General features: G+C 71.7%; 21 protein-coding genes. 10 read left to right on the top strand and 11 right to left on the bottom strand.

The features are described 5' to 3' along the window. Positions 1–109: 109 nt before the first annotated feature. Positions 110–847 (bottom strand): ABC transporter permease, encoded by a 738-nt coding sequence (locus ACPXB1_RS09235; protein WP_355590069.1) that lies wholly within the window; start codon positions 845–847, stop codon positions 110–112. Next, entirely contained in the window at positions 844–1,530 is a 687-nt protein-coding gene (locus ACPXB1_RS09230; protein ID WP_355590072.1) for an ABC transporter permease, read from the bottom strand. The genes ACPXB1_RS09235 and ACPXB1_RS09230 overlap by 4 nt, the downstream gene beginning before the upstream one ends. 2 nt (positions 1,531–1,532) lie before the next feature. Here ACPXB1_RS09230 and ACPXB1_RS09225 point away from each other — a divergent pair, with 2 nt between their 5' ends. Continuing rightward, complete coding sequence (locus ACPXB1_RS09225) at positions 1,533–2,537, top strand: ABC transporter ATP-binding protein (protein ID WP_425735057.1); 1,005 nt, start codon at positions 1,533–1,535, stop codon at positions 2,535–2,537. A gap of 38 nt (positions 2,538–2,575) precedes the next feature. Here ACPXB1_RS09225 and ACPXB1_RS09220 read toward each other — a convergent pair whose 3' ends face one another. From ACPXB1_RS09220 to folP, 7 genes are all read right to left on the bottom strand, one after another. Further along, positions 2,576–3,082 carry a hypothetical protein gene (locus ACPXB1_RS09220; protein ID WP_355590078.1) on the bottom strand — a complete coding sequence of 169 codons (507 nt, stop codon included), beginning with the start codon at positions 3,080–3,082 and terminating at the stop codon, positions 2,576–2,578. Between the two features lie 53 nt (positions 3,083–3,135). Further along, entirely contained in the window at positions 3,136–3,444 is a 309-nt protein-coding gene (locus ACPXB1_RS09215) for a hypothetical protein (RefSeq protein WP_053654772.1), read from the bottom strand. A 51-nt stretch (positions 3,445–3,495) separates the two neighbouring features. Beyond that, the gene (locus ACPXB1_RS09210; protein ID WP_355590081.1) at positions 3,496–4,710 is read right to left on the bottom strand and encodes an ABC transporter permease; all 1,215 of its coding nucleotides are present in this window, start codon (positions 4,708–4,710) and stop codon (positions 3,496–3,498) included. 120 nt (positions 4,711–4,830) lie between these two features. After that, positions 4,831–5,370, bottom strand: a complete 540-nt coding sequence (locus ACPXB1_RS09205) for a DUF3180 domain-containing protein (protein WP_355590084.1) — start codon at positions 5,368–5,370, stop codon at positions 4,831–4,833. Positions 5,371–5,389: 19 nt separating this feature from the next. Further along, the gene (gene folK, locus ACPXB1_RS09200) at positions 5,390–5,917 is read right to left on the bottom strand and encodes a 2-amino-4-hydroxy-6-hydroxymethyldihydropteridine diphosphokinase (RefSeq protein ID WP_425735056.1); all 528 of its coding nucleotides are present in this window, start codon (positions 5,915–5,917) and stop codon (positions 5,390–5,392) included. Beyond that, positions 5,914–6,279, bottom strand: coding sequence for a dihydroneopterin aldolase (folB, locus tag ACPXB1_RS09195; protein ID WP_355590090.1), 366 nt, complete (start codon positions 6,277–6,279; stop codon positions 5,914–5,916). The genes folK and folB overlap by 4 nt, the downstream gene beginning before the upstream one ends. Positions 6,280–6,424: 145 nt before the next feature. Then, the gene (folP, locus tag ACPXB1_RS09190; protein WP_355590093.1) at positions 6,425–7,294 is read right to left on the bottom strand and encodes a dihydropteroate synthase; all 870 of its coding nucleotides are present in this window, start codon (positions 7,292–7,294) and stop codon (positions 6,425–6,427) included. A 354-nt stretch (positions 7,295–7,648) separates the two neighbouring features. Here folP and ACPXB1_RS09185 point away from each other — a divergent pair, with 354 nt between their 5' ends. The 7 genes from ACPXB1_RS09185 to ACPXB1_RS09155 are packed head-to-tail and all read left to right on the top strand — an operon-like array spanning position 7,649 to position 16,185. Continuing rightward, positions 7,649–7,963, top strand: a complete 315-nt coding sequence (locus tag ACPXB1_RS09185) for a hypothetical protein (RefSeq protein ID WP_053654780.1) — start codon at positions 7,649–7,651, stop codon at positions 7,961–7,963. Between the two features lie 13 nt (positions 7,964–7,976). Beyond that, positions 7,977–8,339 (top strand): hypothetical protein, encoded by a 363-nt coding sequence (locus ACPXB1_RS09180; RefSeq protein ID WP_053654782.1) that lies wholly within the window; start codon positions 7,977–7,979, stop codon positions 8,337–8,339. A 49-nt stretch (positions 8,340–8,388) separates the two neighbouring features. Next, on the top strand, positions 8,389–11,874 hold the full coding sequence (locus tag ACPXB1_RS09175; RefSeq protein WP_355590096.1) for an ATP-binding protein: 3,486 nt from the start codon (positions 8,389–8,391) through the stop codon (positions 11,872–11,874). Between the two features lies 1 nt (position 11,875). Beyond that, a complete protein-coding gene (locus tag ACPXB1_RS09170; protein WP_355590099.1) occupies positions 11,876–13,846 on the top strand; it encodes an MFS transporter in 1,971 nt (656 codons plus the stop codon). Next, the gene (locus ACPXB1_RS09165; RefSeq protein ID WP_355590102.1) at positions 13,843–14,400 is read left to right on the top strand and encodes a hypothetical protein; all 558 of its coding nucleotides are present in this window, start codon (positions 13,843–13,845) and stop codon (positions 14,398–14,400) included. The genes ACPXB1_RS09170 and ACPXB1_RS09165 overlap by 4 nt, the downstream gene beginning before the upstream one ends. Beyond that, positions 14,397–15,572 (top strand): M23 family metallopeptidase, encoded by a 1,176-nt coding sequence (locus tag ACPXB1_RS09160; protein WP_355590105.1) that lies wholly within the window; start codon positions 14,397–14,399, stop codon positions 15,570–15,572. The genes ACPXB1_RS09165 and ACPXB1_RS09160 overlap by 4 nt, the downstream gene beginning before the upstream one ends. 13 nt (positions 15,573–15,585) lie before the next feature. Further along, on the top strand, positions 15,586–16,185 hold the full coding sequence (locus tag ACPXB1_RS09155) for a hypothetical protein (RefSeq protein ID WP_355590108.1): 600 nt from the start codon (positions 15,586–15,588) through the stop codon (positions 16,183–16,185). Between the two features lie 6 nt (positions 16,186–16,191). On the opposite strand, the gene ACPXB1_RS09150 is transcribed toward ACPXB1_RS09155, so the two are convergent. Then, positions 16,192–16,746 carry a hypothetical protein gene (locus tag ACPXB1_RS09150; RefSeq protein WP_355590389.1) on the bottom strand — a complete coding sequence of 185 codons (555 nt, stop codon included), beginning with the start codon at positions 16,744–16,746 and terminating at the stop codon, positions 16,192–16,194. A gap of 194 nt (positions 16,747–16,940) precedes the next feature. On the opposite strand from ACPXB1_RS09150, the gene ACPXB1_RS09145 reads away from it, so the two are divergent. Beyond that, a complete protein-coding gene (locus ACPXB1_RS09145; protein WP_425735055.1) occupies positions 16,941–19,502 on the top strand; it encodes an FtsK/SpoIIIE domain-containing protein in 2,562 nt (853 codons plus the stop codon). A gap of 28 nt (positions 19,503–19,530) precedes the next feature. After that, positions 19,531–20,244: a hypothetical protein gene (locus ACPXB1_RS09140; RefSeq protein ID WP_355590113.1), complete on the top strand. Its 714-nt coding sequence runs from the start codon at positions 19,531–19,533 to the stop codon at positions 20,242–20,244. A 46-nt stretch (positions 20,245–20,290) separates the two neighbouring features. Here ACPXB1_RS09140 and folE read toward each other — a convergent pair whose 3' ends face one another. Then, on the bottom strand, positions 20,291–20,956 hold the full coding sequence (gene folE / locus ACPXB1_RS09135) for a GTP cyclohydrolase I FolE (RefSeq protein WP_355590392.1): 666 nt from the start codon (positions 20,954–20,956) through the stop codon (positions 20,291–20,293). Positions 20,957–20,981 lie beyond the last annotated feature (25 nt).

Below are 20,981 nucleotides of genomic sequence, written 5' to 3'. Positions count from 1 at the left end.
CCGACCGACAACCTGAAATGGGCATCGTCACCGCATCGTCACCGAACGTCCCGCCGGCGGTCGCCGCTTCGCCTTCTGCTCACTCGGACGGGCCACCGGCAAGCGGGCGTCAGGCGCGGCCGGTGGCGTCGGCAGGCAGGGGCCGACCGGCGCGCTGCCGCCCACGCCGCAGCGGGCGTGGGGTGACCAGCCGTTCGACGATGCCGAGGAGCAACTCGGCAAGCAACGCGAGCCCGGCCACCAGCACACCACCGGCCAGGATCTGACCTCCGCCGGCCGCGATGCTCAGCCCGAACCCGGTGCGGATGATCTCGCCGAGGCCGCCACCGTTGACGAACGACGCCAGCGCCGCCGTGGCGATCACCTGCACGGCGGCGGTGCGGAAGCCTGCGGCCAGGTACGGCACCGCCAGCGGCAACTCCACCCGACGCAGCACCTGCCCGCCGGACAGACCCATTCCGCGGGCCGCGTCGCGCGCCTCGGCGTCCGCCTGACGTATGCCGGTGTAGGCGTTTGCCAGCAGCGGCGGGACCGCGAAGACGGCCAACGCCACAACCACGGGTGTACGGCCGAAGCCGAGGAACGTCAGCGGCAGGATGGTCAGAAGCGCCAGGGTGGGGATGGCCAGTGTGGCGTTGGACACCAGCACCACGAGGCCGCCGCCCCGCCCGGCGTGCCCGAGCCACAGGCCGACAGGCCAGGCCACCAGGCAGCCGAGCGCCACCGCCAGGGCGGAGATCGTCAGGTGCTCGCCGAGCCGGTCCAGGATGCCGCCGGGGTTGGTCCAGTTCAGCGGGTCGTTGAGCCAGAGCACCGCCTGGCGTACCGGGTTGGCCGCGGCGCTCACCGGGCACCCCGGGCGGACCAGGGGGTGACGAGCCGGCCGATGAGCACCAGCAGCAGGTCCAGCAGCACCGCGAGCGCCACGCAGAGCACCGTGCCGGTCATGATCTCGGCTTTGTAGAGGTTGTTCTGGAAGCCCGCGAATATCAGTTGGCCGAGGCCGCCATGCCCCACCAGCACCCCGACGGTGACCAGCGCGACAGTCGAGACGGTGGCCAGCCGCAGCCCGGTCAGGATGCCCGGGATCGCCAGCGGCAGATCGATCCGGAAAAGCCGCCGCCACCGGCCGTAGCCCATGCCCTCGGCGGCCTCGCGGACCTCAGGTGGCACCTGGTTGAGCCCGGCCACCACGTTGCGGACGATCAGCAGCAACGCGTACAGGACCAGGCCGACGAGCACTGTCGTGGTGCCGGTGCCCAGGTACGGCGCGATGAACGCGAACAGCGCGAGCGACGGGATGGTGTAGATCACGCCGGTGATGCCGAGGATCGGGCCGGCCAGCGGGCGCACCCAGTACGCGAGCACCGACAACGGGAGGGCGATCAGCACCGCGATAAGCACCGCGCGCCCGGTGAGGGAGGCGTGTTCACGCAAGGCGGCGACGATCGTGTCAGAGTTGTCCCGCACGTACTGCCAGGAGAACCAGGGGTTACCCGGGTCTGCCCGGTAGCTCAGGCGGAAGGACATACGTGGACGTTACCCCGGAGGCCCCCGGCGTGGCCGGCTCCCCTCGCGCGGCATCGATCTCCCTGCAGGGCATCCAGAAGCGCTACCCGAACGGCACCGAAGCCGTCCGTGAGCTCAGCCTGGAGGTCAAGGCTGGCGAACTGGTGGTGCTCATCGGGCCGTCCGGCTGCGGCAAGTCGACAGTCCTCCGCATGATCAACCGCCTGATCGAGCCGACCGCAGGGCGGATCATGCTCGGCGACGAGGACGTCACGGACGTCGACCCGGTGCGGCTGCGCCGCCGCATCGGCTACGTGATCCAGAACGTCGGCCTCTTTCCACACCAGACGGTACGCGCGAACGTGGCCACAGTGCCGGGCCTGCTCCGCTGGTCCCGCGAGCGGACCCGGACCCGGGTCGACGAGTTGCTGGACCTGGTCGGGTTGGACCCGGCCCAGTTCGGCGGTCGCTACCCGCACGAGCTGTCGGGTGGTCAGCGGCAGCGGGTCGGCGTGGCCCGCGCGCTCGCCGCCGACCCGGTGGTGCTGCTGATGGACGAACCGTTCTCGGCAGTGGACCCGATCGTCCGGGCCCGACTGCAGGAGGAGTTCCTCCGCCTCCAGGCCGAGGTCCGCAAGACGATCGTGCTTGTCACCCACGACCTTGACGAGGCCGTACGGCTCGGCGACCGGATCGCGGTGCTCTCCGAGGGCGGGCAACTGGAGCAGTACGACACGCCCGCCGCTCTACTCGGCGCACCTGCCACCTCGTTCGTCAGCGAGTTCGTCGGCGCCGACCGGGGCATCCGCCGGCTGGCGGTCACCCAGCTCGACAGGGGTGCGCTGGAGCCGGTGCCCGGCGACACCGACACCGATCTGCCCACCGTGCCACTGGACGGCACCGCGTACGACGCGCTGGCGGTGCTGCTCACCTCGGGACGGGACCACCTCGTGGTGACCGACGGCGGCCGACCGGTCGGCGCGCTCAGCCGGCAGCGTCTGCTCGACCTCGGCCGCCCGACGAGCTGACCCGCAGCGGCGCACTGCCGCAGCGACCGCCGGTCGGGTCAGGCACGACCACCGAGGCTGGCGGTGCCGATGATCCAGCCGGTGAGGAAGCCGTAGCCGGCACCCACGCTGGCGCCCTGCAACGCGCCGAGCATCGACGGGTCCGGGCCGAGCAGCGCCGCCAGCACGGCGGCGAGTCCACCGGCGAGCACGTACGCAGCCCAGCCGGAGAAGAACTGGCTGATCGAGCCCGGCACGCGGGCGACCTGCGCGGCGGGCAGCAGATACAGCAGCGCCACGGCGAGGATCACCAGTAGGACGGCCCGCAGGTTGGCGGCGAACAACCCGCCGGCCTGCCCGTCGGCGTCCACCGACCAGGCCGGCCACGCGAGGAGGCGGAGGTAGTAGCCGCCGGCCGAGTCCGGGCTGTTGAGCGTGTCGGCGGCCCAACCTGTGTACGCAGGGCTGCCGCAGATGCCGACAAGCAGCAGGACGGCGAGCGCCCCGGTGCCTGCGGCCGTCCCGTACCGGCTGACCGGGCCGGAGCGGCTGACGAGCCCTCTCATCCGCCCAGGCCCGGAACCTGCCGGTCGGGTGGACCTGGGCTGCACCGAGCGGCTCAGTGCTTCATCAGGTAGTCGATGAAGGCGGCCCGCAGCAGCGGCGCCGACTCCTCGTAGCCGTGCCCGGTCAGCTCCCGCCACAGCGCGTTCGCCTCGTCGATGGTCGGGCCGATCGAGTTCGGTGCGCCGTCCAGCACCGTGGCCTCGTCCGCGTTCGGCAGGTGTCGCAGCACCGACCAGAAGAAACCCACGTCGCGACGCTCCCGGGCCAGGGCGAACGCCCGTTCCCGTAGTTCCTCGGTGGACAACGCGTCGAGTTCTTCGAACGAGGATCCGCCTGCGGTGGCGGCAGGTGTGTCGGTCATGCCGCCGAGCCTAACGGTCGAGATCAGCTTCGGCTCGACGGACGGCGTGGCTCACCTGTCGTCGGTGTCCCAGCGGCGCGGGCCGTCCTCCCAGCGCGGATCCCGCCACGGGTCGACAGGTTGCGGCGCGGGTGGCGTCGGCAACGTCGGGGGCCAGTTGTCGGCCGGCTGTGACCGGGCCATCGTCCAGCCCGTGCTGATCGTGCCGTCGCCGACCGGCTCGAGCTTGTCGACGTTGCCCGGCCGGGGCCGCCCGAACGTCTCGACAAGCCTTGTCACCACAAGTCCGACGCCGAACGCCACGCCGCCGACCGCCCAGAGGCTCACGGTCCAGCCACGCTCCGGCGCGTACGCCAGGAAGACGGTGACAAGGCTGACGGCAAGCACGGTGCCGAACACCCCACCCCGGCGGCCGTACGCGCTGGTGCCGCCCAGCAGGGATACCCCGACCGCCAGCAGGGTCCAGTCCAGTCCGGAATCGGGTGTCACAGGCCCCGGGTTGTTGGCGGCCAGCAGCGTGCCGGCGAGCGCGGCCAGCACGGTGGAGCAGACCAGCGCGAACGCGGTGATCACGGCGGCCAGCGCGCCCCGGCGGCGGGCCGGATCGGCGACCGGCCGGTAGCGGCCGACCAGCTTGCGGATCGACCGGATCGCACCGAACACCCCGCCGAGGACCGCGACGGCGGCGAAGCCCGCGAACAGGTAGCCGGCCGACCGTGTGGGCTCGTAGTCCCCCTGCACCAGCACCGGTGCCGAACGACGTTCGATGTACACCACCACGGCGGCGGCCCCCGCCAGGCTCGCCGCCCAACCGGGTACCTGCAACACCACAACGGCAAGCGCCAGGACGAGCCCACCCAGCGCGGCGACCACGGCGGCCGACCCCACTGACGCCGTCAGGCCCCGGTCGCCCTGCTCCGCGTAGTGCAGCGCGGCGGCCACCGCCACCGGACCCACTGCCAGGTTCGGGGCAGCGGTACGCAGGCTCAGACCGGCGGATAGAGCGAGCAGGCCGAGCCCGACCGCGTTGACAAGCAGGGTGCGCAGGGCCGCGCCCCGCAACACGTCCGGGTCGGCCCGCCAGAGCAGCCAGCCCAGGGCTGCCAGGCCGGCCAGCAACAGGAACTCCCAACCCACGTGCACGCCGAGGCGGTCCCGGCCGGGCTCACCGTGCGCGGGGTCGTCGAAAACGTTCTCCAGGACGGCTGCGGGAACCCCGGATGAGGGTTCGACCGGCCGGTCCCGGCCCGATTCTTCGTACGCCATGGCGCCGCCTCCCCAGTGGCCGGCCGTCCTCGGTCCCGCGCACGGACGGATCGGCGGCGGCCATTGCTCTCCGATCGCAGGCACCGTACCCGCGCCCGGAGCCGGGCGTAACCCCTCGGCTCAGCGCTGGTTTGGGTGACTCTCGCGCTGGTCGGGCTCGTGGTCGTCGTCCGGCCGCTTCGGTACCCGGCAGGAACGCTCCAGCCAGAGCGCGGCACCGACCAGCGCCAACGACGCCAGCATTCCGCCCGCTGCGGCCGGGCGATCCTCCGTGGCGGCTCGGGTGTTCTCGACGAAGAGCCATCCGGTGAGGCCCGCGTAGAAGCCGGCGAAGATGGCGCCGGCCAGCGCCGACGCCTTCGCCAGCACCACGAACCGGGCGACCAGCAACGGGTTGACCGGATCCCGGCCAGGCTTACGGTCGATGCGACCCCGGGTGTTGACGGCGGCATACGCCTCCAGCACCGCGAGCGCGGCAAGTGTCACCACCGGCAGCCAGGGCAGTTCGGGGATGCTGCTGTAGTAGAAGGAGCTGATCAACAGCCAGGCCACCGCCGCCGCAGCCAGGGCCGCCACGACCAGTGTCGAGATGCGGGTGGGGCCCATCCGTGACCGGTCCTGGCCGGGCCCGCCCGGTGGTGGGGTCTTCGCCTGCGTCATGCCGGCCGGCTCCACTCGGTCATGCCGTCGACTCTAACGCCAGTTCCGGCCGGGGGCGCAGTTCCAGCGCGTCGTCGGCGACGGGACCGGCGGTGAGCAGGTCTGTCAGCCAGCCGTGACCGGGCAGCCGCCCGTACGGCTGGATGTCGATCCACGGCCGCAGCACGAACGCGCGCAGGTGCGCCCGGGGGTGCGGCAGGGTCAGGTCCTCGTCGTCGCTGAGCACCGGTTCGCCGTCGTCGTCCCAGACCGCGATCACGTCCACGTCGAGGGTGCGCGGCCCGAACCGCCGCTGCGGGTCACGGACCCGGCCTGCCGCGCGCTCCGCGGCCCGCGCCCGCTCCAGCCAGTCGCGCGCTGTGGCGGCGTCGTCCTCGGCCAGCAGCACCGCGTTGAGGTACGCGGGCTGGTCGGCGTCTCCCCACGGCGGAGTCTCGTACACGCCGGACACCACCAGCACCGCGTCGCCGAGCGCGGCGACGGCCGTGCGCAGGTGGTCGAGCCGGTCACCCAGGTTGCTGCCGAGAGAGAGCACTGCCCGGGTCACGGGGTACGTCTCCGGGTCATGGTGACGGCCACGTCGGTGAACGTGTGCGGCACCGGCGCCTCCGGCTTGTGCACGGTGACCGTGGCGGTGGTGACCCGCTCGTCGGCCAGGCAGACCGCGAGCAGCCGGTCCGCGAGTGTCTCGATCAGGTTGACCGGCTCACCGGTCACCACCGCGACCAGCCGCTCGGCCAACTCGCCGTAGTGGACCGTCGCGGCGACGTCATCACTGGCGGCTGCCGGGGCCAGGTCCAACTCCAGGACGGCGTCGACCACGAAGTCCTGGCCCTGCGCCCGCTCGAAGTCGTACACCCCGTGCCGGCCCCGCGCCCGCAGGCCGGTCAGCTGGATGCGGTCGCTCATCACTTCCCCTCTCGCCGGCCGGCCATCCGACCGGTCGGTGCCACGGCGGCACGTGGGCTCCGCCGAAACGGGCCGCTCATTCGGGCCGCCCGTGGTTCGTCTGTGCCGCCGCTCATGTGGGCGGCCGCTGGCTGGTCTGCGCCGCTCATTCGAGCCGCCCGTGGCTGGTCTGTGTCGCGACGAGTCGCGGGCGGCCGGTGGCGGCCCAGACGGCCAGCGCGTCGGCGGTGGCCCGCACGTCGTGCACTCGTACTCCCCAGGCGCCCGCCGCAACCGCCAGCACGCTTGTGGCGACGGTGGCCGCCTCCCGCTGCGCGGTGGGTCGCGGCGTGCCGTCCCCGGCGGCGAGCAGCCGTCCGAGGTACGACTTGCGGCTGGCACCGAACAGCAGCGGGTACCCGAGCTCCAGCAGCTCCGGCAGGCGGGCGCTGAGTTCCCAGTTGTGGGTGGCCGTCTTGGCGAAGCCGAGGCCGGGGTCGACGACGATACGGTCCGCCGCCACCCCCGCGGCGAGCGCCTCGTCGATCCGCTTGCCCAACTCGGCACGGACGTCGGCAACCACGTCGGTGTAGCTGGCCAGCTCGCGCATCTGTCGTGAGTGGCCACGCCAGTGCATAAGCACCCAGGGGCAGCCGGCGTCCCGGACCACCCGGGCCATGTCGGGGTCGGCCAACCCTCCGGAGACGTCGTTGACCACCGCCGCGCCGGCTTCCAACGCGGCCTCGGCCACCCGGGCGCGGCTGGTGTCGATGCTGACCGACACGCCGGCGGCGACCAGCTCACGGATGACCGGCAGAACCCGGTCGGCCTCGGTCGCCGCGTCGATCCGCTCGGCACCTGGGCGTGTCGACTCGCCGCCGATGTCGACCAGGTGCGCTCCGGCGTCGCGCAGACGGACGCCATGTCCGACAGCCGCGTCGAGGTCGGCGTACCGTCCGCCGTCGGAGAAGGAGTCCGGCGTGACGTTGAGGACGCCCATCACCACCGGGCCCGGAGCCCGTACCAGATCGGTCACGACTAGACGGTACCGGTCGCGGCGGCGGTGCCCTCCGGCCCGGGTGATCCCCCGAACCACCACCCCTGACGTGCGCATTGGAACAGGTGTACGATCGGTCGTCCGGGCAGAATCAGGCAGCCCCTTCGCGCTTGTCGCAATCCGGGGCGGCCCGTACGCTTTGGAATTGGCCAGCATCGAGATGGCGAAGCCTGGAGGGAGGGCCGAAGCGGGGAAAAACCGCCCAAAGCTCGCCACTCTCCGTGGTGAGTAACGAACACAGGGTCGAGTTCGCTGCGCCCTGTGAGCACATTTCCCGCAGGCTTGGCTACTGCACCGCCGCGGCACGGCCGGCCGCGATATGGGGAGGTTCCAGTGATCGCCTTTGAGCTCATGGAGACGGCGTCGTCCGGCGTCGCCCACGCGCTCTCCACCCTGGCGTCGGCTCCGCTCGCCGAGCCGGCACCGAAGGGGATCGACACCAACGGTGTGGTCACCTTCTTCGCCAGCAAGATCGCGCCGATCCTGCTCGCCGTGCTGGGCGTCATCTTCATCGGCCGCGCCAGCCGTGGCGAGATATCCAAGGTGCTGACGAGCTCCGCCATCGCCATCGTCGGGCTGGCCTTCATCGCAGGCGCAGCCACGCTGTTCTTCGTCGGCGATTACCTGATCGATCTGATCTTCGAATAGGCGCGTTCACCAAATGCGGCTGCGCACCGACGACGACATCTACCGGGCCCGCCTGGTCTACCTCGGGCCGCCCGGCTACACCCTTCCGGTCCACCTGCCCTACGCCCAGTACGGGCTGTTCATGCTGCTCGTCCCCCTCTACATGTTCATCCACTGGCTGTTCACGCTGACGGTCGAGCTCTTCCCGGCCTGGGAGATCGCGCTCGCCATCGTGACCACGTCGTTCATCTTCCGGCACGTCGACCCAGATCGGCCGGCGCGAGTGGTCATCCGCACCGCGCTCACCGACTGGCGACGTACACGGGAGCCGGCGGTCGAGCAGCGTGACCCACGCCTGGTCGGCAGCCGGATCAGGATCCGGGAGGAGCTGGCATGACCGGGCGTACGCCGATGGGTTTGTCACACGTTGTGGGTGAGGCTGCCGCATGAGTCGCTCTTCCACGCCGGGTTCCCCGGCCGGCCGCCCGGCCGTGCCGGCTGGTCACCGTACGCAGTCATTCGACTACACGGACGCCGAGGACGAGGTGGCGCTCGATCCTGCGCTGGTGACCTCCCCTGGTCACGGGGCGGTCGGTGTTTTCCAGGCTCCCCGGCCGGTCACCCGCCGTACGCCACCCGCCGAGCCCGCCGAGGTGTCGGCCGGCGAGAACGCCGACATCGACTCACCGTTCCTGGATCTCTTCGGCGCGGCCCGGCCCGGTGCGGCGCGGGCCGTGACGGCCGGCCCCGCCGTTCGGGATCAGCCGGCGGTTCCGCAGCAGCCCGCCGCCCTGGGGCCAGCGCCCACCCGACCGGCTCAGAGGGTGCCCGACCGCGCACCCGATCTGGAAGCACCGTGGACCCCCGAGGACGAGCCCGACGGCCGTCCGGTCGAGCCACGGCGCGAAGATGCCGGCGCGGCGCGGCGCGGGGCTGCCGCTGAGGCGCGGCGTGGAGATGCCGTCGAAGCGCGGCGCGGCGCGGCCGGCCCGGCCGTCGAGTCCCGGGTGCCGCACCAGGCCGGCGACCGGCTGCCCATGCTTCGCCCACCGAACGAGCCCGCGCCGGCCACGGGGCACACCCCGGCCCCGACCAGCGCGCCCGGTGCCGCCATTCCGACCGACGGGTCGACGGCACCGTCCGACCGACCAGCAGGCCCATCGAAGCGGGCGACGGCAGCGGGCCCGGCCGTCACTGCCGATCGGCCAGCACTGGAGCGATCCAGGCGGCGCACCCCCGAACCCGACGCGGAGCGACCCGGATCCGTCGGCACCGAGCCGGCCGGCCGGGAGGTCGCCACGCCCCGACGCCGCGCCGCGAACCGCCCGGACCAGCCGATCCGACCGACGCGCGTCCGCGCACCAAAGATCAAGTTCGGCGACCGGGATCCGTCGGTCGAGCTGGCCATCACCGAGATCGCCGGCCACCTGACCTTCACCCCCAACACGGTCACCGCCTGGTATTGGCTGCCCGAGGTCCGCTGGGCCTTCCGCCCCGACGCCGAACGGGAAGCACTGCTGTCGGCGATCTCCGAGCAGTACGCCGGTCTGGCCGGCTTCCGGCTGCACCTACGCCGCACCACCCGGCCCTTCCCCGCCGACGAGTGGGCGCGCACCATCGACGCGCACACCCCCGCGCCGCTCGCCGACGTGCCCGGCACCACCGGCTGGGCCGACCACCTGGTAGCCGCCCAACGGCACCTCATGGCGGTCAACCACGCCGAGGGGCAGACCTACCTGGGCGTCACCTTCGCCCGGCGCTCACTCGGCGACTCGCTCACCGAGCGGCTGCTGCGCACGTTCGGCCGGGGCACCGCCGAGGGCGAACGCCGCAAGCTGGGCCGTACCGTCGAACAGTTCGACGAGGTGCTCGGCGCGTTCGGCATGCGCGGCCGACGGGTCACCGCCCAGGAGCTGGAGTGGCTGCTCTACCGCTCGGTCGCGCTGTGCATGGCGCCCCCGGGCCGGCTCTCCCCGGTGACCGACGGGCACTGGGAACGCGGCGACCTGCTCGCCCTCACCGAGCAGGTCGAGCGCTACCGCACCCCGTACGGCTCGACTCTCAAGCTGGTCAACCGGATGACCGGCGAGGAACGACACGTCGCGGTGCTCGCCGTCGGTCGGATGGAACCGCTGGAGATCCCCGAACGGCACGAGCCCTGGCTGCACTTCCACGAGCGGCTGCCCTGGCCCATGGAGATCTCCACGCGGGTCGACATCCTCGGCTCCGGCGACTCGTTCCGTAATCTCGAACACCGACTGCGGATGATCCGCTCTCAGCAGCTCGACTACGCCGAGCACGGCATCGACGCGCCCCCCGAGCTGGAACGGCTCGCCAAGCGGGCGCTGGTGATCGGCGACGAGATGACCACCGGGCTGCCCGTCGACTCGGCACGCGCCCACGGCTGGCACCGGATCGCCGTCGGCGGCCGGACCAGGGAGGAATGCCTGGAGCGGGCCCGCCGGCTCATCCAGCTCTACTCCCGCGAGCTGCGCATCTCGCTCCAGCACCCGAAGAACCAGGACTGGCTGGCCCGCGAGTTCATCCCCGGCGAGCCGATCGCCAACACCGGCTACGTCCGCCGGATGCCGGTCCCGCTACTCGCCGCCGCACTCCCGCAGGCCGCGTCCAACGTGGGCGACAGGCGCGGCGACCTGATCGGCCGGACCGCCGGCACCTGCCGCCGCCCTGTCTTCCTCGACCTGCACTTCCCCATGGAGGTCCGCGAACGCTCCGGGCTCGCGGTCTTCGTGGCCGAACCAGGTGGTGGTAAGTCGACCCTGCTCGGCGCCCTGGGTTATCTGGCCGCCCGCCGGGGCGTCCAGGTGACCCTGCTCGACCCGTCCGGGCCACTGGCTCGGCTCTGCGCCATGCCCGAGCTGCGGCCGTACTCCCGGGTGTTGAACCTGACCGGTTCGGAGCACGGCACCCTGGCGCCCTACTCGCTCATCCCCACGCCCCTGCGCAGCGAGTTCGCCGCCGGGGCCGCCGGTGACCGGGAGTTCGAGATCGCGGTCTCCAACGCCCGCGCCGAGCGGCGGATGCTCGTCCAGGACATCTGCATGATGTTGGTGCCGCCGCAGGTGGCCCGGGAGGCGTCGACCGCCACCCTGTTCCGGCACGCGGTCCGGCAGGTCCCCGCCGAGGAGACGTCCACCCTGGACGACGTGGTGAGCTGCCTCGGCCGGCTCGACGACGATGCCGGCAAGGAACTGGCCAACCTCCTGCTGGACACCGCCGAGATGCCGTTGGCCATGCTCTTCTTCGGCAGGCCACCGGAGGGCCTGCTCGGTGCCGACGCGGCGCTCACGGTCATCACAATGGCCGGGCTACGACTGCCCGATCTCAAGATCGAACGCGAGTACTGGTCGGCCGAGGAGGCACTCGCCCTGCCGATGCTGCACACCGCGCACCGGCTCGCCGTCCGCCGCTGCTACGGCGGGTCGATGTCGTCGCGCAAACTCGTCGGTCTCGACGAGGCGCACTTCATGGAGGGCTGGCGCTCCGGGCGTTCATTCCTCGTCCGGCTCGCCCGCGACTCCCGCAAGTGGAACCTCGCCGCGCTCGTCGCCTCGCAGAACCCCCGCGACATCCTCGGCCTCGATGTGCAGAACCTGGTCTCCACCGTCTTCGTCGGCCGGATCGCCGAGGACGCCGAGATCGCCTCCGAGGCGCTGCGGCTGCTACGGGTACCGGTCAACGACGGGTACGAGGCCACCCTCGCCTCGCTCTCCGCCGCCGACACCAACTCGGCCAGCCGGCTCGGCTTCCGCGAGTTCGTGATGCGCGACGTCGACGGCCGCGTGCAGAAGGTCCGGGTCGACGTCTCGTACGTCGACGGCCTGCTGGAACACCTCGACACGACGCCCGCCGCGATCGCCGCGGCGGCCGGAGTGCTCCCGAGCATCCCCCTGCCGGATCTGGAGGCGTGACATGGCGAGGGCCTGGGCACGGATCGCGTCGTTCCTGCTCGCCCTCGGCGTACTGGCCGGGGCCAGCCTCTCCTGGCCGCTGATCGGCGCGGAGGCTGCCGCCGCCGCACCGTCCGCCGCCGCCCGGCCCGTCGCCCAGGCCCGCGCCGACCTGTGTACGACCCCGGAGTGGCAGGCCGACTTCCGGGCCTGTGTCGCAAAGCTCCAGGCGGTCGCCGATGCCGAGATTGACTGCCGAAAGCCACCCGTTCCGTCCGCCCCGGATTCGGGCCTGGCCGGCTGGTTTGCCTCTCGTCCGGAGTCTTCCAAGTTGCCTGGGCCGAATGGTATCTATAGCGAATACGGCTTTGGTGGATACAGCTTCAACACCTATGACGTGGAGGGCGGCTGCGCCTCCACCGTTCTCCACCCGGACTACAAGTTCACAACCACAGTCGCCAACGGCGAACTCATGATGGCCACGGCGGTCGTGGGCGCCTCGAATGCGTTGCGGGAGCGGGCTTGGGATCCCGGCTCGATGTGGAACTGGGCCGACCCGTTGGTCGATAAGGCCACGAAGGCTGTCTACCAGAAGGTGTTCAGCGTTTTCGGGATCATCACGCTCTGCGTCGTCGGCCTCTATCTGCTCTGGCGCTCCCGCCAGTCGGACATGAGCAATGCGATGACGACGGCCGGCTGGGCGTTACTGGTTATGGTGGCTGTCACCGCGCTCGCCGCTTGGCCTGTCAAGTCGGCGAACATCGCTGACAGCACCCTGATCACCTCACTCGGCGTCGTGCACGACGCCATAGGTCCGGCATCTAGGGACATCCCGACGGATAGGTGCGTGCTCCCCAACCCGGATGCGTGTGTCGACAAGCGGCCACCAGCCGTTCGGGCCAGCGACACCGCGACCGAGTCAATGCTCTACCGCAACTGGCTGCGTGGTCTGCTCGGCTCGGCGGATAGTGAAACCGCCAAGAAGTACGGGCGGGCACTGTATGACGCCAAGTCCCTCAGCTGGGGTGAGGCGGAATCCATCCGTTCCAACCCGGCCACCCGTGATGTAGTCATTAAGTCTAAGCAAAAACAGTGGATGACGGTCGCGGAACAGATTAAGACTGAGGACCCGGAAGCTTACGAATTTCTCGTCGGCACACGCGACATGGACCGTATCGGCGCCGGCTTCATCGCAGTGCTCGCGGCCATACTCTTCGCAATGTTCGATCTCACCGCGTCGGTGCTGGTGTTGTTGGGCTTCCTGATCTTCCGGTGGGCGGTGATCGCAGCGCCCATCCTGGGCACCATCGGACTGCTCCGGCCCGCCAGTGCCGGACTGCGGCGGCTAGCGAACGCCGTGGTCGCCGCTGTGTTCAACATCGCCATCTTCGGCACCGGGGCGGCCATCTACCTGTTCGCGGTCGACCTGATCATGAGTACGCCCACCCTGCCCGGCTGGCTCCAGGTGGTGCTGGTCTGGCTCTGCGGAGTGGTCGGTTGGTTGCTGCTGCGGCCGTACCGACGGATCACCCAATTGGGCGGCAAGGACAGCAGCGAGGCGGTCAGCTCGGCCGGATCCTGGCACCGCCGGTTCTTCCGGGACATGCGGGTCGCGGCGCGGCTCGACATCGCGGAGCCGGGAGGCACGGCGGAGCCGGTGGGTGGACGCCGCCGGTCGCCGGACGCGGAGCAGACCCGGCTGCGCCCGGAGGCGCGCAGGGAAGATCCGGTGCCGACCTCGGCCGCCCCGCTCGAAGGTCAACGCACCGGCGGCGCGCGGCCCGATGGTCAGGAACGCGCCCACGAGACGCCAACAACGGAGACGGGCGGCAAGCGTCCACCGGTTCCGCCCCAGCCGCGACGGCGACAGCCTGCGACCTGGACCGAACCGGACGTGCCGGCCGAGAATCCGTCGTTCGTGGTCTACCGGCCGGGCTCCACCGAACGTGCGCCGGACCGCACCGGACCGCGGGTGCGTTCAGAGGCCCGGTGACAGCGATGCGACGTGCTCTGGAGTTCCTCTTCACCCGGGCGCTGCGGTCCCGGTTGGGGGTGGCGCTGCTGATCGCGGTGCTCGTCTTCGGCGTGATCGGGGTTGCCCGTCTGGCCTCCGGTCCGCTCGACCCGGCGGACGGTCTGAGCAGCCGACCGAGCCGGCCGATCACCACCGTGGACCCGAAGGCCGGTGACGATGGCGTCCTCGCCACCGAGGCACCGCCGTCGCCGGTCACCCCGGTGGGTGCCCGTACTCCTGAGCAGACCGCCGACCGGTTCGCAGCGGCCTGGCTCGGCCGGCCCGGAATGACCGCCGAGGAATGGCACGCTGGGCTGCGGCCGTTGTCGACGCCGACGCTTACCGAGAAGCTGGCCGGCGCCGAGCCTGCCGGCGTTCCGGCCGAGAAGGTGACCGGCCCGACCACGATGCGGGCAGGCACCGAGACGTTCGTCGAGGTGCTTCTGCCACTCGACAACGGCCGACTCCGGCTCGAGCTGGTCATGGCCGACGGCGGCTGGCTGGTCGACGTCCTGGACTGGGAGCGGCAATGACCGCAGGCAGTGCCTCCGCAGCCGTCCGTCGGCCCATACGGATCGGCCTGATCGCCAGCATTCTCACCGGTGTGCTGCTCCTGCTCTGCTGTACGGGCGGCACGGCAGCGTTCTTCCTCAGCGGGCTCGGCGGCGAAGCGGAGGACGGGGAGAGCTTGGCCGGGTGGGGCTGCGGCCCCGTCCGGCCGGTTGACATCACTGGGGAACTGCCCCGGTTTGCCGAGTACGGCGACACACAGATCCGCAACGCCGCGATCATCATCAAGGTCGGCCAGGACATGGGAGTGCCCTCGCGCGGCTGGGTGATCGCCCTGGCCACCGCGATGCAGGAGTCCGCACTGCGCAACCTCGCGAACTCCGGCGTACCCGAGTCTCTCGCCCTGCCGCACGAAGGTGTGGGCGCCGACCACGACTCGCTCGGCCTCTTCCAGCAACGGCCGGGGTGGGGCTCCGTCGCCGAGCGGATGAATCCCGCCTACACGGCTCGGAAGTTCTACGAGAAACTCGTCAAGGTACGGAGTTGGCAGCGCCGACCGCTGACCGTGGTGGCGCAGCAGGTCCAGATCAGCGCATATCCGGACGCGTACGCCAAGCACGAGGAGTTGGCCAGCACGATCGTGGATGCCCTGGCCGGCGGTGCGGCCCGGACCGTCGAGATCAACGGCAAGGCGGTCTGCAACGCCGCCGAGCGTGGTGAGATCGCCGCCTCCGGCTGGACCGCGCCGATCCCCGGCGACGTCGGCTCCGGCTTCCGGACCACCGAGCGGCCCAGCCACAACGGGGTGGACATCGGTGCGGCCAAGGGCACCGATATCCGCGCCGCAGCCGCCGGTCGGGTGCTGGTCGCCCGTTGCGACCCCGACGACCGAGGGCGGCAGAGCTGTGACGTGGACGGCTATCCCGGCAAGGGCGGCTGCGGATGGTTTGTCGACATGCTGCATGCCGGCGGCTACATCACCAGGTACTGCCACATGGTGACCCGCCCTCGCGTCGCGCGTGATCAGATCGTGGCAGCGGGCGAGGTCATCGGGCAGGTCGGCAGCAGCGGCAACTCGTCCGGCCCGCACCTGCACTTCGAGGTGCACCGGCGCAACGACCGGTCCAGCCGCGGTGCGATCGACCCGGTTCCGTTCATGCGGCAGCGGGGTGCCCCGCTGCGCGCTGCGGAGTGAGGTCACCACGGGCATGACCGGGCCAATGCCGGACCCCTTCGCCGACCAGCCCGACTGGGCACCTCGGCCGCCTCGTCCGCTGACCATCGTCTCTGCTACCGAACCCGTGGAGCTACGCGGGCGGCGGGTCCTGGTCGGCCTGCCAGGGCTGGGCTGGCGAGGCGATCTGCGCGCCGACGACCGGGTGGTGCAGGGCGCACGCACCTACGTGCCGGTGATCCCCGAGCACGAGTGGTACCGGGCCGAGGCCGACCAGGTCGAGGTGTTCGCGCCGCTGATGCCGGTGGAGCGGGTATGGGTGGAGGTGGTGGGCGAGCGGCCCGTGGCGGACAGCAGCCGGGAACCCGGGATCCGGCTGGTGTCACTGGACGGCCCGTCCCACCCGTCGCCCACCCCCGTCTTCGAGGCGGACGCGGTCACCGGTCGCCGGGTCGTGCACGTCGAGGACGGCGTGGAACATCGGGACATGCGGGCGGTCACCGAGACCTACTCAGGTGCCGAGGGTGACATCTGTGTACGGATCACGCCCGAGGTGGAGTGGTACCGCTGGGCCTGGCGCGGCCAGTCACCCACCACCCTGGAAGTCCCGGTCCATCTGCTATGGATCGAATGATTCCTCTCAGGGCCCTTCGGCCTTACACACCCGCCAGCCGTCTTGGTGCCGTGTCTCAAATCGCCAACGCTGGCGATCACTTTGCGTAATCCCGTCCACGACCGCTGAGAGGATCACGTCGACCTCCACGACGGCGAAATCGTCTTGCCGCTGAAGGACAAAGCCCTCCCAACTTGTTGAGATCTTCGCGCTGAAGCGACTTTCGCGCGCAATCAGATCATCCCGAAGCAGCCGCAGTTCTTCGATATCCGCGCCGCCCTGACAGACGAACTCGCTTGCTCTCGCGTCGTTACGATCTGCCAGGAATGACTGAATATAGTTGGCTACCGCCACGTCTGGCGTGCTGCGGTCGGGGGCAGCAGCCCGGTTGTACCAGACGAAACCCGTGATGGCAGCGCCCATGCCGACCAGTGCGAGCACCCCTCCGACCACGATGAGCACAGTCCGCAACCGGCGGCGTGGCGGCTGCGGCGTCGGCGCTGGCTGGGCCGGCGGCAACTGCTCGGACGGTGTCCGCTGGGCCGGTACGCGGGAGACCTGGGAACCGGCGGGGGGCTGCACTGATTCCACCTCCTGACGTTAACGGCTGGACGCTCCGGAGCCAATGCCTCAGATCGAGCGGATCGTGACGGACCGCTGCCCACTGGTGAGATCCGCGACAACACCGGCGCACCGCCGTGGCACCTCCCGGTGGAGTGGCCATGGCTGGGATACCGTCTCTGCTCGGGAGGGGTTGCCAACCTCGGGCAGAGGGGGTGGACGCGGTGGCCGGTCCGAAGGCACGCACGAACCGCGCCGCAGCGCTGCACCGCCGGGCCGCAGCTGTCGTGACCGCCGCGGCAGGCATCCTCGACGAGACCCGCCCGGCCCCCGCTGATCAGCGTCGCCAGTACGAGCTGGCCGACCGTCTACGGGTGGTTGCCGAGCGCTTGGCTCCGGGTTGGTCGGGCACCGCCCTGGATTCGCTGACCGCAGATTCTCCGGCAGGTGACGGCCCGCCGCCGTTCGTGCGGGTGGGTACGGCTGCGCCGTTGGACGACGCCCGTTTCCCCGCACTGGTGCCGCTGGTCGGGGCGGGGCACCTCAGTGTGGACGTCGACGCCCGGGAACCCCGGATGGCGGGGCTCCTGCGGGCCGTGCTGTTGCGGCTGCTTGGTGCGGCGCCGGCGGGTTCTCTGCTTGTGCGTTCGGTGGATGCCACGGGTGCCGTGCTCAGCCCGTTCGGCGCGCTTGGCGATGCGGGTCTGTTGCCGCCGCCGGCGGTCGACGTGGCGGGCTTGCGCGCGGTGCTGACCGAGGCGGAGCAGTGGGTGGCCCCGGGGGCGAGTGGGCGGCGCCGGCACGACCGGACGCTGCTGTTGGTGATCGCGGTGCTGCCGGAGCTGACCGGTCCGACGGATCTGGCGCGGATCGAGGCGCTGGCGGAGCAGGGTCCGGCCGCTGGGCTGCACCTGGTGGTGACGGGTTGGCCTCCGGCCGGCCCGTACGCGGCTCGGGCGCCACTGCCGCGGGCCACTCCGTTGGTGTTGCGCAACGCGTACGCGCTGCTTGGTGATCCGCCGGGGACGTCGTTCGCGAGCCCCGGTGCCGAGCCGCCGGGTGGGTTGAACTCGCCTGTCTTCGTCGAGGCGGACCCGCCGGCCGACCTTGTTGACGCGGTGTGCCGGCGGCTGGCCGAGCAGGTGGAGGCGGGTTCCCGGTTGGCGCTGGCGGATCTGCTGCCGGCGACTGGTGAGCTGCTCTGGGAGGCGGATTCGGCCGACGGGCTGACCACGATGGTCGGTGATGCAGGGGGTCGGCCGGTGCCGCTGGGGTTCACGGAGCTGACCCCGCACTGGCTGGTGAGTGGTCGGTCCGAGGCGGGGCGTGCGGCGTTCCTGACCACGGCGTTGCTCGGGCTTGCCGCCCGGTACGGTCCGGACGATCTCGCCCTCTATCTGGTGGATCTCGGGGACGGTGAGTCCTTCGTGGAGTTCCTCCAGACCGAGCGGGACCGGTCCTGGATCCCGCAGGTGCGGGCGGCGGCGATGGCTGCCGACCGGGAGTACGTGCGGGATCTGCTCGAACAGTTGACGGCCGAGGTGCGGCGCCGGACGGAGGCGGCCGAGCGGGCGGGTGGTCAGCGCTTCGCCGAGTTGCGCCAGCACCGGCCGCTGCCACGGATCGTGTGTGTGGTGGACAATCTGCCGTCGGTTTTCGCCGAGCGGGACCGGCTGGCCGCCGAGGTGGCCGCCCTGTTGGACGGGCTTGCCCGGTCCGGTCGGGCGTACGGTGTACACCTGGTGCTTGCCGGGGCGGGTGAGCTGGGGTTGAGCGCCCGCTCGGACGGCGGGCACCGGGATTCGGTGCTCGGGCAGTTTCCGGTACGGGTGGCGCTGCCGGGCGGCAGCCCGGTGCTGGAGCCCACGAACGATTCGGCAGCAGGGCTACCGGTCGGCAGCGCGGTGGTGAACACCGCCGGTGGGCTGGGCGGCCCTCGGGGCGCTATCCGTGGCCACGAGCGGCTGATCCGGCACCCCGATCCGCAGGACCATCCGGAGGTGGTGGAGCGGCTGCGGCACGAACTGTTCGCCGCCCGGCCGGCGGGATCGGCCCCGCCCGTGGTGTTCGCCGGCTACGCGAGGCCACTGCTGGGCAACGATCCCCGGCACCGGGCCGCACTGGCGGGGCAGGCGCACGGGCCGGCTGCCCTGCTCGGCCGGGCTGTTGACGTGGCCCGCACGACTGTTGCCGTACCGCTGGGGCCCGCGGCCGGCCGCAACCTCGCGGTGCTGGGGTCGGGTCCGGCGGCGGGTGGGCTGCTGGCGACGGCGGCCCGGAGCACTGCGGCCCACCACCCGCCGGGCACGGCGCGGTTCCTGCTGGCGGCACCGGACCCGGGTGCCCGGCCGCTTGTGGAGACGCTGACGGCCGAGCTTGCCGATCGTCATCCGGCCAGCATTGTGGACCTGCCGACGCTGCTCGCGGATCCGGACGACGAGCTGCCGACGTACCTCGTGGTCTTCGGGTTGGATCGCCCCGGTCCCCGGGAGCTGCCGGCGGATCGGCTGCGTGCGCTGCTGCGGGACGGCCCGCCTGCGGGCCGGCACCTGTTGGGCTGGTGGCGGGCGGTGCCGCCGTTCGCCGCGCTGCTGGAGCCGGACGGCGAGGTGGACAAGCTCGCCGCCGTAGCGGTGCTGGATGTGCCGCCGGCGCAGCTCGCGGCCGTCTTCGGCCGGCCGGTGGAGTGGCGGGCGCGTCCCGACCGGGTGACGCTCTGGGACGGTCCGGGCGACCGGGGCACGGTGCTGGTGCCGTTCGCCGACGAGGCGGGGTGATCCGGCGGTGCGCGCGGGAGGTGCGGGGATGAGCGCGGAGGCGACGGTGACCGGGCCGGTCCGGCAGCGGACGGTCGGGCCGGACGATGCGCGGTCGGGTGGGGAGCCCGCCAACGCGTGGTCGGAGTACCTGGCGGCGGCGCGTCAGCTGGACGGGGTGCGGCGCGGCGCGGCTGCGGCAGCCGGCGAGCAGGCCCGCTCGGCGGAGGCCGCCCGGGAGGAGCTGACTGTGGTCCGCACCGGGCTGGCGAGCCAGCAAGAGCGGCTGCGGGAGCTGGGCGTGCCGGCGATCTCGCTGGTGCCGTCGCCGCCGGAGCTGACCGAGGCGGCCCGGTCGATGGCCGGCGGCCCGGCGGCCGTGTTGGCGGCGCTGCGGGCCGCGCGGGGTCGGGCCGAGGCGGCGGACGCGGCGCTGGCCGCCCGCCGTGGGTTCCGGCCGGGTTCCTGGCCCGCGCGGGCACGCAACCTTCTGGTGTACGGGCCGCTTGCGCTGCTCGTGCCGCTGATCCAGGTGATCGTGTACGCGTCGACAGGGGCGGGCGCGGCAAGTGTGGCGGCGTTGATCTGCGGGCTGCCGATGCCTGCGGTCGCGTTCGTCGCCGGTTGGGTGGGCGTCGGGAGGTTGTTCCGCGCCGGCCCCGGTGAACGACTGGACCGCACTGCGCGCTTCGGCGCGCTTGTCTGCCTGGTGCCGGCGGTGTTGGTGACAGCGGGTCTGCTGCTGGCCCTGCTGGCCGGCTGACCGGCCGCGAACAGCGGGGTTGGTCGGCCGACCAGCAGCGTACGGGTCAGCGGGGAATGATCAGGGCCATCGCCTCGGCCCGCGACTTCGAGTCCGTCTGCAGGATGCCGCGCACCGCCGAGGTGATGGTCTTGGCACCGGACTTCTGGATGCCGCGCATCGCCATGCACATGTGCTCGCACTCCAGCACCACGACGACGCCCCGAGGTGCGAGCTTGCTCATCAGCAGGTCGGCGACCTGCGCGGTGAGGCGTTCCTGCACCTGCGGACGGCGGGCGAAGACCTCGACCAGCCGGGCCAGCTTGGACAGGCCGGTGATCCGCCCGTCCGGGCCGGGGATGTAGCCGATGTGCGCGCTGCCGCGGAACGGCAGCAGGTGGTGCTCGCAGAGGCTCATCACGTCGATGTCCCGGACGATCACGAGCTCTTCGTGGTTGGCCTCGAACGTGGTGCTGAGGACCTGCGCCGGGTCGACCCGAAGACCGGCGAAGAGCTCGGCGTACGCGCGTGCGACCCGGGCCGGGGTCTGCTGGAGCCCGTCACGATCCGGGTCCTCGCCGACAGCGATCAGGATCTCCCGGACCGCCTTCTCGATCCGGCCGAGGTCGATGGCGTCCTCGACCGGGCGGCCGCTGAGCCTGCCGCTGATCAGTCGGGCGGCCACGTAGTCCAACGCGTCGTCGCCGTCGGGTTCGGTCGCGGAGACGGCCAGCTCCCGGTTGGGGGAGCTGGCCGTC

The sequence above is a fragment of the Micromonospora sp. DT68 genome, from assembly GCF_049847245.1.
In the GTDB taxonomy this organism is placed as follows: Bacteria; Actinomycetota; Actinomycetes; order Mycobacteriales; family Micromonosporaceae; genus Micromonospora; species Micromonospora profundi.
The sequence above is the reverse complement of the archived record's forward strand: the minus strand, read 5'-3'. Positions and strand labels throughout refer to the sequence as shown.

Bases quoted from the DNA above. Each gene is read 5' to 3' on its own strand.
- ACPXB1_RS09180 (WP_053654782.1), top strand. From the start codon at position 7,977: ATGCGGCTGCGCACCGACGACGACATCTACCGGGCCCGCCTGGTCTAC.
- ACPXB1_RS09160 (WP_355590105.1), top strand. From the start codon at position 14,397: ATGACCGCAGGCAGTGCCTCCGCAGCCGTCCGTCGGCCCATACGGATC.
- ACPXB1_RS09210 (WP_355590081.1), bottom strand. From the start codon at position 4,710: ATGGCGTACGAAGAATCGGGCCGGGACCGGCCGGTCGAACCCTCATCC.
- ACPXB1_RS09215 (WP_053654772.1), bottom strand. From the start codon at position 3,444: ATGACCGACACACCTGCCGCCACCGCAGGCGGATCCTCGTTCGAAGAA.
- folB (WP_355590090.1), bottom strand. From the start codon at position 6,279: ATGAGCGACCGCATCCAGCTGACCGGCCTGCGGGCGCGGGGCCGGCAC.
- ACPXB1_RS09140 (WP_355590113.1), top strand. From the start codon at position 19,531: ATGAGCGCGGAGGCGACGGTGACCGGGCCGGTCCGGCAGCGGACGGTC.
- ACPXB1_RS09170 (WP_355590099.1), top strand. From the start codon at position 11,876: ATGGCGAGGGCCTGGGCACGGATCGCGTCGTTCCTGCTCGCCCTCGGC.
- ACPXB1_RS09205 (WP_355590084.1), bottom strand. From the start codon at position 5,370: ATGACGCAGGCGAAGACCCCACCACCGGGCGGGCCCGGCCAGGACCGG.
- ACPXB1_RS09175 (WP_355590096.1), top strand. From the start codon at position 8,389: ATGAGTCGCTCTTCCACGCCGGGTTCCCCGGCCGGCCGCCCGGCCGTG.
- ACPXB1_RS09155 (WP_355590108.1), top strand. From the start codon at position 15,586: ATGACCGGGCCAATGCCGGACCCCTTCGCCGACCAGCCCGACTGGGCA.
- ACPXB1_RS09230 (WP_355590072.1), bottom strand. From the start codon at position 1,530: ATGTCCTTCCGCCTGAGCTACCGGGCAGACCCGGGTAACCCCTGGTTC.
- ACPXB1_RS09220 (WP_355590078.1), bottom strand. From the start codon at position 3,082: ATGAGAGGGCTCGTCAGCCGCTCCGGCCCGGTCAGCCGGTACGGGACG.